The 14,618-nt window shown below is 73.7% G+C and carries 13 protein-coding genes; 4 read left to right on the forward strand and 9 right to left on the reverse strand.

All coding sequences use genetic code 11. From position 1 onward, the window contains the following. Positions 1–3: 3 nt before the first annotated feature. Genes EV374_RS25445 through EV374_RS25460 form a run of 4 tightly spaced genes read left to right on the forward strand, consistent with a single transcriptional unit; the run spans position 4 to position 3,389 of the window. Entirely contained in the window at positions 4–642 is a 639-nt protein-coding gene (locus EV374_RS25445) for a bifunctional 4-hydroxy-2-oxoglutarate aldolase/2-dehydro-3-deoxy-phosphogluconate aldolase (RefSeq protein ID WP_132239574.1), read from the forward strand. Beyond that, complete coding sequence (locus tag EV374_RS25450) at positions 639–1,592, forward strand: sugar kinase (protein ID WP_132239576.1); 954 nt, start codon at positions 639–641, stop codon at positions 1,590–1,592. Before EV374_RS25445 ends, EV374_RS25450 begins: the two co-directional genes overlap by 4 nt. Then, positions 1,589–2,854, forward strand: a complete 1,266-nt coding sequence (manD, locus tag EV374_RS25455; protein ID WP_132239743.1) for a D-mannonate dehydratase ManD — start codon at positions 1,589–1,591, stop codon at positions 2,852–2,854. The genes EV374_RS25450 and manD overlap by 4 nt, the downstream gene beginning before the upstream one ends. Beyond that, entirely contained in the window at positions 2,844–3,389 is a 546-nt protein-coding gene (locus EV374_RS25460) for a gluconokinase (RefSeq protein ID WP_132239578.1), read from the forward strand. Before manD ends, EV374_RS25460 begins: the two co-directional genes overlap by 11 nt. A 41-nt stretch (positions 3,390–3,430) precedes the next feature. Here EV374_RS25460 and EV374_RS25465 read toward each other — a convergent pair whose 3' ends face one another. The 9 genes from EV374_RS25465 to EV374_RS25505 form a co-directional block, all read right to left on the reverse strand. After that, complete coding sequence (locus EV374_RS25465; RefSeq protein ID WP_132239580.1) at positions 3,431–3,847, reverse strand: YchJ family protein; 417 nt, start codon at positions 3,845–3,847, stop codon at positions 3,431–3,433. Between the two features lie 55 nt (positions 3,848–3,902). Continuing rightward, entirely contained in the window at positions 3,903–4,934 is a 1,032-nt protein-coding gene (locus tag EV374_RS25470) for a methyltransferase (protein WP_132239582.1), read from the reverse strand. Then, positions 4,931–6,109: an aminotransferase class V-fold PLP-dependent enzyme gene (locus tag EV374_RS25475; protein ID WP_132239584.1), complete on the reverse strand. Its 1,179-nt coding sequence runs from the start codon at positions 6,107–6,109 to the stop codon at positions 4,931–4,933. The genes EV374_RS25470 and EV374_RS25475 overlap by 4 nt, the downstream gene beginning before the upstream one ends. Continuing rightward, positions 6,106–7,380, reverse strand: a complete 1,275-nt coding sequence (locus tag EV374_RS25480; protein ID WP_486485954.1) for a tryptophan 2,3-dioxygenase — start codon at positions 7,378–7,380, stop codon at positions 6,106–6,108. The genes EV374_RS25475 and EV374_RS25480 overlap by 4 nt, the downstream gene beginning before the upstream one ends. Positions 7,381–7,454: 74 nt before the next feature. Next, positions 7,455–8,159, reverse strand: a complete 705-nt coding sequence (locus EV374_RS25485; protein ID WP_132239589.1) for a tryptophan 2,3-dioxygenase family protein — start codon at positions 8,157–8,159, stop codon at positions 7,455–7,457. A 367-nt stretch (positions 8,160–8,526) separates the two neighbouring features. Next, positions 8,527–10,572: a glycosyl hydrolase family 28-related protein gene (locus tag EV374_RS25490; RefSeq protein ID WP_132239591.1), complete on the reverse strand. Its 2,046-nt coding sequence runs from the start codon at positions 10,570–10,572 to the stop codon at positions 8,527–8,529. 57 nt (positions 10,573–10,629) lie between these two features. Beyond that, a complete protein-coding gene (locus EV374_RS25495; protein WP_132239593.1) occupies positions 10,630–13,014 on the reverse strand; it encodes a discoidin domain-containing protein in 2,385 nt (794 codons plus the stop codon). A 164-nt stretch (positions 13,015–13,178) separates the two neighbouring features. Then, a complete protein-coding gene (locus tag EV374_RS25500) occupies positions 13,179–14,183 on the reverse strand; it encodes an LLM class flavin-dependent oxidoreductase (protein ID WP_132239595.1) in 1,005 nt (334 codons plus the stop codon). A gap of 45 nt (positions 14,184–14,228) precedes the next feature. After that, positions 14,229–14,606 carry a nuclear transport factor 2 family protein gene (locus EV374_RS25505; RefSeq protein ID WP_132239597.1) on the reverse strand — a complete coding sequence of 126 codons (378 nt, stop codon included), beginning with the start codon at positions 14,604–14,606 and terminating at the stop codon, positions 14,229–14,231. Positions 14,607–14,618 lie beyond the last annotated feature (12 nt).

Here is a 14,618-nt window from a genome sequence, read left to right on the forward strand (position 1 = left end):
CACATGACCGTCGACCTGACCGCCGAACTGACCTCGGCCCGCATCCTCGCGATCATCCGCGGCACCGACACCGCCGCCGCGATCGCCGCCGGCACCGCGCTGCTCCAGGAGGGCGTACGCGTCGTCGAGGTGGCCCTCACCACGCCGGACGCCCTCGGGGCGATCGAGGCGCTGCGCGCGGCGGCCCCCGCCGGGTCGCTGGTCGGGGCCGGCACGGTGCTCACCACCGCCGACGTCGCCGACGTGGCCGCCGCCGGCGCGCAGTTCGTGGTGACGCCGGCCGTGGTCGAGTCGATCGCCGAGGCGGCGCGCCGCGGCCTCCCGGTGGCCGCCGGGGCGCTCACCCCGACCGAGGCCTACACGGCGGTGCGGATGGGGGCGTCGGCGGTCAAGCTCTTCCCGGCGTCGGTCGGCGGCCCGGCGTACCTCAGGGCGGTGCGCGACCCCTTCCCGGACATCCCGTTCGTCGCGGTCGGCGGCGTCGGCCGCGACGACGTGCCCGGCTACCTCCGGGCCGGCGCGATCGCGGTCGGCCTCGGCGGCCCCCTGGTCGGCGACGCCGCCTCCGGTGGCGACCTGGACGCCCTGCGGGCGCGGGCGCGCAGCTACCTCGCCACCGTGCGGGAGTCGACGCCGTCATGACCGCACCCGACCTGCTCACCGTCGGCGAGGCCCTGGTGTCGCTGCGCTCGGCCGGGCCGCTCGCCGCCGGGGGGCCGCTGACCATGCACCTGGCCGGCGCCGAGTCCAACGTGGCCGTCGCGGTGGCCCGGCTGGGCCACCGGGCCGCCTGGGTCGGCCGGGTGGGCGCCGACGAGTTCGGCGAGTACGTGCTGCGCCAGCTGCGCGCCGAGGGCGTCGCCGTCGACGGCGTGACCCGCGACCCGGACCGGCCGACCGGCCTGATGTTCCTGGAGCGGCGCACCGCCGACCTGACCCGGGTGCAGTACCACCGGGCCGGATCGGCGGGCTCCGCCCTCGGCGTCGACGACCTGCGGGCGCCGCTGGCCGCCGGCGCGCGGATGCTGCACCTGAGCGGCATCACCCCGGCGCTGTCCGACACCGCCCGCGCGGCCACCCGGTGGGCGGCCCAGGCCGCCGTCGCCGCCGGCATCCCGGTCTGCCTCGACGTCAACCACCGCGACCGCCTCTGGTCGCGCGACACCGCCCGCGAGGTGCTGACCCCGCTGGCCGGGTACGCCTCGACCGTCGTCGCCTCCGCCGACGAGCTGGACCTCGTCGGCGACCCCGGGGCCGACGAGTCCACCGTCGTGGCGGACCTGCTGCGCCGCGGCGTGGACACGGTCCTGGTCAAGCTGGGCGCCGACGGCGCCCGCGCGCACACCCGCGAGGGGGTCCGGCGGGCCGAGGCGCTGAGCGTGACCGCCGTCGACGCCGTCGGCGCCGGGGACGCGTTCACCGCCGGCTACCTGTCCGGCTGGTTCGACGGGCTCGACCTGGCCGGTCGGCTGCGCCGCGCGGCCACCCTCGGCGCCTTCGCGGTCTCCAGCCCGGGCGACTGGGAAGGGCTGCCGCGCCGCGCCGAACTGTCCCTCCTCGACGGCCACGAGGCCGGCGACGTCCTCCGCTGACCACCGAGCACCCCGAAGAAGAAAGGCACCCCGTGAAGATCGTCGCCGCTGACGTCATCGTCTCCAGCCCCGACCGCAACTTCGTCACCCTGAAGATCACCACGGAGGAGGGCGTCACCGGCCTGGGCGACGGCACCCTCAACGGACGGGAACTCTCGGTCGCCTCGTACCTGCGCGACCACGTCGTCCCGCTGCTGATCGGCCGGGACGCGCACCGCATCGAGGACGCCTGGCAGTTCCTCTACCGCTCGGCGTACTGGCGTCGCGGGCCGGTCACCATGGCCGCCATCGCGGCGGTCGACGTGGCCCTGTGGGACATCAAGGCCAAGGCCGCCGGCATGCCGCTGTACCAGCTGCTGGGCGGGGCGTCGCGCACCGGGATCATGGCCTACGGCCACGCCTCCGGCCGGGACCTGCCCGAGCTGTTCGACTCGATCCGCCGGCACCTCGACGAGGGCTACCGCTCGATCCGGGTGCAGACCTCGGTGCCGGGCATCAACGCCGTGTACGGGGTCGCCAGCCAGCCCAGCGCCGACGGCAAGCGCTACGACTACGAGCCGGCGCAGCGCATCCCGCTGCCGGCCGAGGAGGACTGGGACACCCGCTCCTACCTGCGCCACCTGCCCGGCGTGTTCGAGGCGGTCCGCAACGAGTTCGGCCCGGAGCTGCCCCTGCTGCACGACGGCCACCACCGGATGACCCCCATCCAGGCCGCCAAGCTGGGCAAGGCCCTCGAACCGTACGACCTGTTCTGGCTGGAGGACTGCACCCCGGCGGAGAACCAGGAGGCGCTGCGGCTGGTCCGCCAGCACACCACCACGCCGCTGGCGATCGGCGAGGTCTTCAACACCGTCTGGGACTACCAGACGCTCATCCGCGAGCAGCTCATCGACTACGTCCGCTCCGCCGTCACCCACACCGGCGGCATCACGGCCATGCGCAAGCTGCTCGACTTCGCCGCCCAGTACCAGATCAAGTCCGGCATCCACGGCCCGACCGACATCTCGCCCGTCGGCATGGCCGCCGCCCTGCACCTGGACCTGGCCATCCACAACTTCGGCATCCAGGAGTACATGCGGCACGGGGCGCTCACCAACGAGGTGTTCCGGCAGTCGTTCACCTTCGTCGACGGCTACCTGCACCCGGGCGAGCAGCCCGGCCTCGGCGTCGACCTGGACGAGGAGGCCGCCGCGAAGTTCCCGTACGTGCCGGCGTACCTGCCGTTCAACCGGCTCCAGGACGGCACCGTCCATGACTGGTGAGGGCGCGTCCCCGACGCGGCACGTGGTCGTGATGGGGGTGTCCGGCGCCGGCAAGACGACCGTGGCGCGGGGCATCGCCGCCCGTACCGGACTGGTCTTCGCCGAGGCCGACGAGTTCCACACGCCGGCGCACGTGGCGCAGATGCGCGCCGGCGTGCCGCTGGACGACGCCGCCCGCCTGCCCTGGCTGCGCGAGCTGGCCGGCTGGATGGCCGCCCGCGCCGCCGAGGGCGTGTCGACGGTGCTGGCCTGCTCGGCGCTGCGGCGGTCCTACCGCGACACGCTGCGGCAGGGGCCGCCGAGCGTCGAGTTCGTCCACCTGGACGGCGCCGCCGAGGTGATCCGGGAGCGGATGGCCCGGCGTGCCGGGCACTTCATGCCGCCGAGCCTGCTGGAGTCGCAGCTGGCCACCCTGGAGCAGCACCACCCGGACGAGTCGGTGCTGGTGCTCGACCTGTCGCTGACGCCTGACGAACTCGTCTCGGCGGCGGTCGACCGGCTCGGCCTGACGCACGGCGTCGCCGCCAACGGCTGAGCGCGTCCCGGTCGCGGTGCCCGGGCGCCGCGACCGGGACGTCAGTCGGGCAGCGCGTCGAGGTAGACCCAGCGACCGTCCTCGCGGACGAACCGGCTGCGCTCGCTCTGCGTGCCCGGCTGGCCGCCGGCGCGGTGGTGGGCCCGGAACTCGACGGTGCCGGTGGCGTCGAACAGCCCGCCCCGCTCGGTGTCGACGATCTCCAGGCCCGTCCAGCGCTGGCCGGGGTCCAGGTCGAGGGCGCCCGGCCGGGTCGAGGAGTGCCAGCTGCGCAGCAGGTACGCGGTGTCGCCGACGGCGAAGGCGCTGTACCGCGAGCGCATCAGCGCCTCGGCGGTCGCCGCGTCCGCCTCGCCCCGGTGCAGCCGCCCGCAACATCCGGCGTACGGCTGGCCGGCGCCGCAGGGGCAGGGCCGGTCACGGTCGTCGGCCGCCCGCCGGCGGGATCGCTTCGCCACCGGCCCATTCTGGCCGACGTCCCCGCGCGGCGTGGCAGCCGGCCCCGCCGCCGCGTCACACCCCGGCCACCGGTTTGTACGCGCAGACCACCTCCCAGCCGCCGGGCAGCACGACCACCCGGTCGAAGCCGACCTCCTTGAGCAGGCCGGTGTAGAACTCGACCTCCCGCAGCCGGCTGACGCAGCTGTCGACCCCGATGAGGAAGTAGCTCCAGAAGAACTGCATCGCCAGCCGGTCCGGGGTGCGGAACTCCTCGCAGATCACCAGCAGCCCGCCCGGTTCGAGGGCCGCGTACGCCTTCTCGACCAGCCGGCGGGCGACGTCGTTGGGCCAGTCGTGCAGCACCCGGACGAACGCCATGGCGTCGTAGCCCGTGGGCAGCGGCTCGGTGAAGAAGTCGCCGCCGACGAAACCCAGCCGGTCGGCATGCCCCGTACGCGCCCGGGTGGCCGCCACCAGCGGCGCCACGGCCGGCAGGTTGTACACGTCGGCCCGCAGCCCCGGGGCGTCGTCGAGAACGTGCGCGGCGAGCGTGCCGTCGCCCCCGCCGACGTCCAGCAGTCGGCGCCGGTCCGGCCACAGCCGGTCGGCGTTGCGGTGCACCGTCTCGATCACCGGGCCGAGACCGACGGCCATGCTGCGCTCGAAGTCGGCGGTCTGCTCGTCGGTCTTCGGGGGCCAGGCGAAGTCGTCGTCGCTCATGCTCACCTCGCCCCGCAGGCTCTCGGCCAGCCGGCCGTGCAGCCGCCGCCAGGGGTAGCGGTCCCGGTCGCGTTCGACGGCGCCGGGACCGACGACCGCCGTGACGGCGTCCCGGAGGCCGGGCACCGCGCGGTACGTGGCCGTCGTGATGTCGTCGCCCGGCTCGCTGCGCTCGACGACGCCGAGGCTCTCCAGGCAGTCGAGGAACTTGTAGAGCCGCAGGGGCCGTACGCCGAAGCGGGCGGCCAGCTCGCCGAGGCTCGCCGGCCCGGGCTCCAGCGCGTCGAGCAGGCCCGTGCCGAGCGCGGTCTCCAGCACGTCCATGGCCTTGGGCCCGTTGGCGAGCAGGCTCATCAGCGCCCGGGGGGACAGCGTGACCTTCACCGTTTCAGCTCCTCTTCCAGGGCGTCCATGAACGTGTCGATCTCGTCGAGGGTGTTGTAGACGTGCGGGCCGACCCGCAGGTGGCCCCGCCAGCTGCAGACCATGTCGCGCGCGACCAGCCGCCGTTTGACGGCCTCGCCGTCGGCGACGTCCAGGCAGACGACGCCGCCGCGCCGCTGCGGTTCCGTCGGGCTGACCACGTCGATGCCGGCCGCCGCGGCCCGGTCCAGGACCCGTTGCGTGCAGGCGAGCGAGTGCCGGCGGATCGCGTCGACGCCCACCCCGGCCAGCAGGTCCAGGCCGACCTGGGAGACCAGTGAGGTCAGGGGGAACGGCGTCCCGCCGGCGAACCGCCGGGCCCCGTCGGCCCAGCCGGTCGACGGCTGGAACGTGAACGCCCGGTCGCCGGCCTGCCAGCCGGTCGCCGCCGGTTCCAGCTCCGGGACCAGACCCGGGCGGACGTAGAGGAAGGCGGTGCCGACCCCGCACAGCCACTTGTGCGCGCCGCCGAGGACCACGTCGACGCCGAGCGCCGTCACGTCCAGCGGCATCACCCCGACGCTCTGGAAGGCGTCGACCACCACCAGGGCGCCGACGTCGTGGGCGCGCCGCACCAGCCGGGGCAGGTCGATGATGGCGCCGGAGGAGAAGCTGGCGTGCGGGACGCACACCAGCAGCGTGCGTTCGTCGACGCGCGCCTCGAGGGCGTCCTCGTCGAACCGCGGGCCGCCCGAGCCGACCACGTCGAGCCGGGCGCCGTAGCGGCGGAACGCGTTCCAGATGAACGGCACCGTCGGATACTCCAGGTCGGTGGTGACGATCCGGTCGCGCGGCGGGCGGTAGTCGAAACAGGACGCCACCCGGGCGAGCAGCGTGCTGAGGTTCGCGTCCGTGACGACGCTGCCCGCCGGCGCGCCGATGAGGGCGGCGACCGAGTCGGCGTACCGGTCGAGGCCGACGTGCCAGCCCTGCCAGACCTCGTCGCGCCAGCTCCGCAGCGTCTCCCAGTAGCCGGTGAGGACGTGCTCCGCCCCTCTGGGCACCGCGCCGGTGGAGTTGTTGTTGAGATAGACGGCGCTCTGGAGCAGGGGGAATTCGGCGCGCAGGGCGGCGTGCGTGGCGGCGTCGAGGCACTCGGGCACGTGCGGGTCGGGGTGCGGTTCGGGCGGGCTCACTCGGGGCTGCCTCCGGTCGGCTCGGTCGGGGACGGGGATCGGGAGTCGTCGGTGACGGAGGTGAAGACCGGGATGGACCGGACGGCGGCCAGGTAGGGCGTGCCCTCCGTGTAGCCGGTGCCGGGGCGGGGGCCGAGCATCCGGGTCGCCAGCCGGTGGTGCGTACGCCGCCACTGGACGACCGCAGCGGCGAACGACCGCATCTCCTCCTCGACCCGCTCGCCGCCGGGCGCGGCGAGCAGGCCGTCGCGTACGGCGGCCCGGAACGCGTCGTCGACCGACGGTCGGCCGGCGTGCACCCGGTCGCGGACCTCCGGCACCTGGTGGTAGGCGGCCGAGTCCAACCGCGACCCCTCCGGGGTACGGCACAGCGACTCCACCAGCTTGTAGGAGCGCGACTGGATGGCGCTCGCCCCCTCGGTGAACTCCCGGAACGTCCGGAACGCCTCCGGGTGCATGGTCGCCAGCAGCGAGAACAGCGGTCCGGCGGCGGTGAGCTGCTCGCGGGCGTACGCCAGCCGCTCGACCGCCGGCCCCGCCTGGCCGGCGGTCAGGGCGGCGACGGTGGCGCGCAGCTCGTCGGCGATTCCCGCGAAGAGGCACTCGTACGCCTGGAGCACCCGGATGAACAGGTACTCGTCGTGTGTCACGTGGACCGGCAGCATGCTCAGCCGCAGCACCAGCTCCCCGGTGGGATCCGGGTCGGCGGCGAGGGCCCGCAGCTCGTCCGGGGTCGCCACCGCCCCCCGGTCGGGGACCGTGCCGGCCAGGCCCATCCGGACGAGAGCGGGGGACGCGGCCCGTACGCCGAGCCGGTAGCGCTTGGCCACCACGTCCCGGCTCGGGCGCCGCTCGGGCAGCAGGTCGGTGGTGCCGGAGGCGGCGGTCAGCTCGAAGGCCAGCGCGTCGGCGACCAGGCGGACGAGGAGCCGGTCCCGGTCCCGCCGGGCACCGACCGGGTCGACGGACGGTCCGTCGTCGACGTCGTCCCCGCAGGGCAGTCGGAGCAGCCGCAGCGCCAGGTAACTGCGGTAGTCGTACCGGCCGTCCCACTTGTCGAGCGCGGCGTCGAGGAAGTCACCCAGCAACCGGGCGTGGGCATCCCGCGCGGCCGCCGGCACCGTCGACTGCGCGCGGGCCTGGTCGAGCAGGGCCAGCAGTTCCTTCTCGACGAAGTGTTTGCCGACCCGGTGAAACTCCGCCAGCACGGCGGAGTATGGGAAACTGTCGGGCTCACCGGCACCGGACAGCCAACTCGTCAGTTCACGCACGAACCGCACCTCGACATTTCGGTCGCCACGCAGACAGGTGGGGAGGATTGACAATTTCTGGTGGACGAGGATTGTCAGGGACGATCGACCTGTGATTCGTTACCGGATTCGTCGGTGGGCTTCAGGCGGGCCCGCCACAGTTCGGGGAAGAACCGGTACCCGACGAGCTTGGCGAGCATCGTCGCCTCGGCGCCGTCCGGGGCGTGGCCCCCGACGCGCAGGGCGAGCTGGTAGTGCCGCGTCCGCCACAGCGACACCCGCTCGTCCCAGTCGACGAGCGCCTCGGCGAGCCGCTGGACGGGGTCCGCCGGATCCGGCCGGCCCAGTCTGGCCGGGTCGATTCCCTGGGCTTCCAGATGCTCGGCGAACGCGCGGCCGAGCTGTCGGCTCGTGGCCTGGACCTGCCGCCAGCCGGGCGACTCCGCGCCGGATCCCTTGCCCAGCGCCGGTTGCATGGCCTGGAAGTCGGCCGGGGACAGGTGCCGGAACATCTCCAGCTGGTCGGTGACCAGCTGGATTCCGAGCGTCGCCCGGGCCAGCAGCGACTCGGTCACCGCCAGCTCGCCGGCGTGCAGCCGGGTGACCGCCTCGGCCAGCTCGGCGGCGGCGAGTTTCAGCCACAACTCGGTGGACTGGTGCACCACCTGGAAGAGCAGCTCGTCGCGGTGGAGCATCTCCTCCGGACGCCGTTGCAGGTCGAGCAGCGCGTCCAGCCGCATGTAGCGCGCATAGTCCGTGGCGCCGTCGCCAGGCAGCACAGGTGAGTGGTCCCGCTTCACGGAATTGTGTCCCCTTCGGTCGGCGTCGCCGCATCGGAAACCGACGGTGCGACAGCGCGTGCGGCGGACATTATGCAACGACGAAAGGCAATGTGTCACGCCTCTGTCGCGTCCCGTGTCCGATTTCGGAAAGAGGAGGGTTTCCGCCATTTTCGGCGACATTTACAAGGCGTTTTGTTAGCACATTCGGTCGACATTCGTCAATCGTGGTGAACGGCTGACCCGTCACACGGCCGGCGGGTGGGTGCGGGGTTGGGTCGACGGTTCCCGTCGGGCGGGGCACGAGAAAGCCGCCGCCGTGCCGGGGGGTCCCGGTACGGCGGCGGCTGGCGGTGGGCGGCGGAGTGCACCGCCCACCGCGAGGGACTCACCAGGCCGACGGTGGCGGCGGCGGCACGACCGGCGGCCGGTCGTCGCAGGTGATGGTGTTCGGCAGCTGCCACGGGGCCAGCCAGCCGCCGTCGTTGTCGCCCAGGTCGGTGAGGGCGAACTCCGAGCCGGTCGCCGGGAAGTTGAACGACCCGCAGTTGTTGACGCCGACGGCACCGACGTTGCGGGCGTCGACGTTGCGCAAAGTGGCCGACCCCGCCGCCCGGGCGCTCAGCACGGAGGTGCCCGTGCCGTCGACCCGGATGTCCTGGAACCGGACGCCGGTGATCGAGTGGAGGTCCTTCACGGGCCAGTCGCTGACCAGCATGATGGCGTTGTACGTGTTGTCGAGGTAGCTGTCCCCGATGACCTCGATCCGCGCGTCGATGTCCCGGTCCAGCGCGTAGAACCAGATGGCCCCCAGCCCGATCTTCCAGTTCAGCTCGTACGTGCCGGCGCGGGCGGTGGTGTTGCCGGTGATCAGTAGCAGCCCGGTGAACGGCTGCGCGCCGAAGCGGGAGCCGACCTGGATCGCGCTGCCCTCACGCACCGGGTCGGCGACCAGGTTGTGCGACACGGTGAGGTCGGTGCCGCCGTAGAGGGCGATGCCGTTGGCCAGCACCGGCGACTGCACGGTGTTGTGGTCGAACCGGTTGCGGGCGTTGCCGACCTTCTCCGACCACATGGCGAGCCCGTCGTCGCCGGTGTTGCGGACGAAGGTGTGCGCGACCAGCGAGTCGGTGACGCCGGTGTGGAAGTTGAGCCCGTCCGCGATCTGGTCGACGATGATCGTGTTGGTGATCCGCACGTTGCTCATCGGCCCGTCGAACCAGATGCCCACCTTCGTGTGGCGCAGGTGCAGGCCGTCGATGGTGGAGTCGCTCATCGCGCCGCCGATCGCGTTGACCTGGTCGGTGTCGATGCGCTCGCGCACGTCGCCCTCGATGGCGAAGCCGGAGAGGTGCACGTTGCGGCTGCCGCCCTCGGCGGCGCTCCTGCCGTAGAAGCCGACGCCGGTGTGCACCGAGCCGTCCGGCGCGGGCGTGGGCAGCGCGACCTCGCGTCCCTTGACGATCGTGTACCAGCTGCCGGCGCCCTCGATCGTCACGTCGTCGACGATGATGTGCCGGTTGACCTGGTACGTGCCGGGCGGCAGATAGACGGGCACGTCCGCCCGCCGGGCGAAGGCGATGGCCCGCTCCAGGGCGGGGGCGGAGTCGCGGCGGCCGGTCGGGTCGGCGCCGAAGGCCAGCACGTTCGCCGCGCGCAGCCGCACGCGTGGCGGGCCGACGAGCTCGGAGTCCAGCAGGTCGATCACCGTCCACGCCGCGTTGCTGCCGGCGGGGGCGGTGAGCCGGACCCGGTCACCCGCCCGGTACGTCCGGCCGAGCAGCAGCCGTTGCTCCTCGTAGAAGTGGCTGGGGCGGAACGGGGTGGGGATGCTCGGGTACGGCGTGGTGGCCGCCGGCACGCACGAGCATTCGGTGATCCACCAGTCCGGGTGCAGCAGGCCGGCGGTCGGGTCGTTGGAGAACGGGTACTGGTTGTAGAGCCAGGCGTACTGCGAGGTCAGGGTCATCGTCCGGACCCGCCGGTCGTTGACCGCCACGTCCAGCGGGGCGGTGATGCCGCCGCCCTGCGGGGCGTCGGGAATGCTGTAGCGCACGGTGATCGCGTTGGCCGCGCGGGGCAGGACGAACTCGACGTACCGGCCGGGGGTCAGCCGGACCGCGCGGCGGCCGGAGGCCTCGGCGGGCAGCGTGTAGGCGGTGCGGTCGGGGCCGATGACCTCGCCGTCCGTGGTCGCGTTCTCGGCCTCCTGTTCGACGAAGGCGACGTCGGCGCCGCGCCCGGCGACGAGTTGCGGGTCGAGGCCGGCCCTGGTCACCACCGGTGCGGTGCCGGCGGGCGGGGTGGCGGTGGCCGGGCCGGGCGCGCCGGCCAGGACGCCGAGGGTGGTCGCGAGCGCGACGGTGGCGGCGACCGCCGCCCGGGGCCCTCGCCGCGACGACGGTCCGGGCAGCGCAGATCTGCTCAGGGGCATGGCGTGACTCTTCTCGTGGTGGGACGGGTCCGGCCGCGCGGCCGGCAGTGACCGCCGCTACGCGGCGTACACCTCGAGCTGGGACAGCTGCGCCGCCGGCCAGCCGGTGTTGCCGGTGATGCGGATCCGCACGTACCGGCCGGGCGTCGCCGGGACGGCGATCGTCACCCGGTTGCCGGTGGCCGGATCGAAGACGTGGGCGGCGGACGCGACGGCGGTGCTCCAGGCGGTGCCGTCCGGGCTCGTCTCGACGGAGAGGGTCTGGGTGCGTCGCTGCCAGGCTGCGGCGGGCGGGAGCCGGAGCACGACCTGTCCGACGGGGACGGTCGTGCCGAGGTCGACCCGTACCCACTGCGGGAAGGCGTTGCCGGCGCTCTCCCAGTAGGTGTTCGCGTCGCCGTCGACGGTGTTGGCGCAGCCGTAGGCCTGCGCGTGGCTGCTCTCCGTCACGGGCCGGCCCCGGGCGAGGTCGGCCCCGGGTGCCGGCGCGGTGGTCGCCGACACGGCGGCGGAGGGCGCCGACGGCGTGCCGGCGCCGTCCACGGCGACGACCGTGAAGGTGTACGCGGTCTGGGGCGTCAGCCCGCCGACGGTGGCGGAGGTGCCCGGGACGGACGCCACGGTCTGCCCGTCGCGGCGCACCTGGTAGCCGGTGATGCCGTCGGGATCGGTCGACGCCGTCCAGGCCAGCGACACGCTCGTCGAGGTCCGGCCGGTCACCGTGAGGCCGCCCGGCGTGGTGGGCGGGGTGGGCGTCCCGGTCGCCGCGTACACCTTGACCTGGGCGAGCTGGGCCGCCGGCCAGCCGGTGTTGCCCGCGACGGTGACCCGGACGTGCCGGGCGGCGGTGGAGGGCACGGTGAGGGTCGCGGTGTTGCCGGTCGCCGGGTCGAACCGGACCCCGACCGGCCCGGCGACCGTCGTGAAGGTCGTGCCGTCGGTGCTGCCCTGCACCGTCACCGTCTGGGTGCGCGCCTCCCAGCCGCCGGGCACGGCGAGGGCGACCCGGGCCAGCGGGTGGCTCGCGCCCAGGTCGACCCGCCACCACTGGGGGAAGGCACCGTTGGCGGACTCCCAGTAGCTGTGCGGATCGGCGTCGACGGCGTTGCCGGCGGCGAACGCGCCGTTCTGGCTGCTCGCCGACGCCGGCCGGCCGGCCGCCAGGTCGCCCCCGGGCTGCGGGCCGCCGCCGGGGACGGGCGGCGTCGGCCGTACGGGGGTCAGGGCGAGCTGCCCCTTGAACATCCGGCCGCCGTCGGCGGTGATCCGCAGGTAGTAGTCGGCGGAGCAGGCGACGCCGTCCTCGTCCAGCGCCCGGATGCCCGCCCCGGCCGGCGTGCCCGCCTGCGTCTCGCTGGTCTTCGCGATCTGGTTGCCCTCGTTGTACTCGTCGAACATGGAGACGTAGAGGCCCTGCGCGCCCAGCCGGGTCATGTTGTAGAGGTGCCGCCAGTAGAAGTCGCCGTGGCGGCGGTGCCCGGCCGACAGGTCGCCCGGCATGACGCAGGGCTGGTAGTCGATGCCGTGCGCGGCGCAGTCGGCCAGGTCGGGGACGTTGACGTTGGTGTGGAACCAGTCGAGCCCGTCGAGGGTGCCGGTGCGGCCGACCATCCACGGCGAGAGCATGTGGAACGCGTGGTAGACCTCGGAGAAGCCCGGCCGGGAGTCGTTGACGCCCTGCCGCCAGTACGTCGGCACGCCGCCGATGACGTAGCAGCCCTGGGCCTTGAACCAGTTGACGACGTCGAGGCAGGCGGCCGGGGCGAAGGGGCGGCCGTCGTCGTTGAAGCCGAAGCCCCAGACGCAGACCACCGGCCGGCCGTTCTGCCGCGCGTACGCCGGGGAGGCGGTGTGCGCGGACATCCGGTCGAGCCAGTCCTGCTTGATCTGGGACTGCATCGCCGTCCAGCCGGTGACGTCGTACATGATGTAGAACTTGCGGCCGTGGCGTTCCGCCGCGCTCCGGACCTTGACCGTCATGGCGTCGCGCGTGGGCCCCTCGTCGCCGAACGGGTTGAACCGTTGCAGGGCGGCGGTGTCGCAGCCGTGCTCCTGCATCCAGCGGAAGTGGGTGTCGACGGTCTGCTGGTCGTAGGAGGAGAAGAGCTGCGCCGGCTGGCCGTTGCCGAGCGGCGGGTACGCGGTGGTGTAGCCGCGGGCGTACTCCCGCATGTCGGGCCAGGAGACGATCGTGGTGTTGGCCGGGGAGGGCGACTGGAACCGGTCGCGGCTCCAGTGCCACCAGCCGCCGATGGGCGCGCCGTCACCGGGGCAGCTGAACCAGCCCTGGTAGCCGACCGAGACCTTGCCGACGACGTCGCCCGGCGGGCTGGCCGCGTGCGCCGTGGCGCGCAGGGCCGAGACCAGGTCGGTGGGGGAGACGGCGGCGAGCGCCGAACCGGCGGCGAGGGATCCGATGAGTCTGCGACGGGACACCGCCATGGCCGTCTTCCTTCCGGTAGCGGAAAGGTATCGATGGCCATGGTGCAGTAGGCGACTCCACAATGCAAGAGCGAGACCCGGTAATGAAAGAACGCGACCGGGCGCGGAAATTTGTCAGATGGGGGCGGGTCGGGAACCCCTTCCGGCCCGCCCCCACCGCGGCGTCACTCCCTGAGCAGCGGCAGCACCCGGCGGCCGAGCAGGTCGACGCCACCGGCCGGGGTCAGCCCGTGCGGGGTGCCGAACTCCACCCGGGTGGCCCCGGCGTCGAACACCGCCGCGGCCTGCGCCGCGATGTGTTCGGGCGTGCCGGAGAAGGCGAACAGGTCGAGCAGGTCTCCGCCGACCAGGGCGCCGGCGAGGTCGTGCTCCTGGCGGGCGACGTGCTGCTGGATCCGCGCCAGCAACTCCGGGTCGATGTCGACGTTCGGGTCGAGGGCGGCGACCACGGCGAGGTACATGGCGACCTCGGTGCGGGCCACCCGGCGGGCCAGGGCGCCGTCCTCGTCCACCACGGTGACCGCACCGATCACGACGCCCACCTGGTCGCGCCCGGCGGGCGTGGCCTCGTCCAGCCAGGCGCGCATCGTCTTGGCCATCGCCGGGTTGGCCGACCCGCCGACCTTGATCTCGGAGGCGAACGCGGCGGCCGTCCGGGCGGTCTGCTGACCCCAGGTGCCCACCAGGACGGGCACGTCGGCGCGGACCGGGGCGTAGCGCAGCGCCGTGCCGGGTGCCACCGTGAACTCCCGGCCCTGGAAGCCGCCCTCGTCGCGGGAGAGCAGCAGCCGCACCACGTCGACCGCCTCGGTGATCCGGCGCAGCGGCCGGGCCTGCGGCACCCCGATCTGGTCGAGCCAGGTGCCCCGGGCCAGCCCGAGGTAGGCCCGCCCGTTCGACGCCAGGTCCAGGGCGGCGACCTGCCCGGCGATCTCCACCGGGTGCATGGTGAACGGGTTCAGGCAGGCCGACCCGAGCCGGATCCGCCGGGTGTGCCGCGCGGCCACCAGCAGCGGGAAGAACGGCGGCTGGTACATCAGGTCGCCGAAGACCGACAGCACGTCGAAGCCGTGCCCTTCGGCGAGTTCGGCCAGTGCGGCGTACTCGTCGGCGCTCTTGTCGGACTGCAGTCCGATGCCGACGAGTCGGCGTCCGTCGTCGGTGCTCACGTCAGGTCTCCAGTGGGAATCTGCCGCCGGGCGGTTCCCCGGCGCTCATCGGACCGCCTCCGCGTGGTGGTGCACGATCCGCCAGCCCCGCTCGTCGCGGCGTAGCACGTCGGTCACCCGGAAACAGTCGTCCGGCTGCCCGCCCGCGTACCGGGCCCGCAGGACGTAACGGACCAGGCCGGTGTCGTCCCACGACTCGACCCGGAACTGCTCGGGCGCGACCGAGGTCGGCGGCGCGGCCGGGCCCCGGTCCGCCGCCCGGCGGTCCCGCAGGTCGTCCAGGGCGGCCAGCCCGTCCAGCAGCTCGGGCGCGTCGGACTCCCAGATCGTCAGGTCGGGGTGCAGGCGGGCGTCGAACGCCGACCGGTCGCCCAACGACCGGTACATGTCGGTGATGGCGGCGGTGAGATCGTCAACGGTCATCGGGGCTCGCTT

It is taken from the genome of Micromonospora sp. CNZ303, assembly GCF_004345505.1.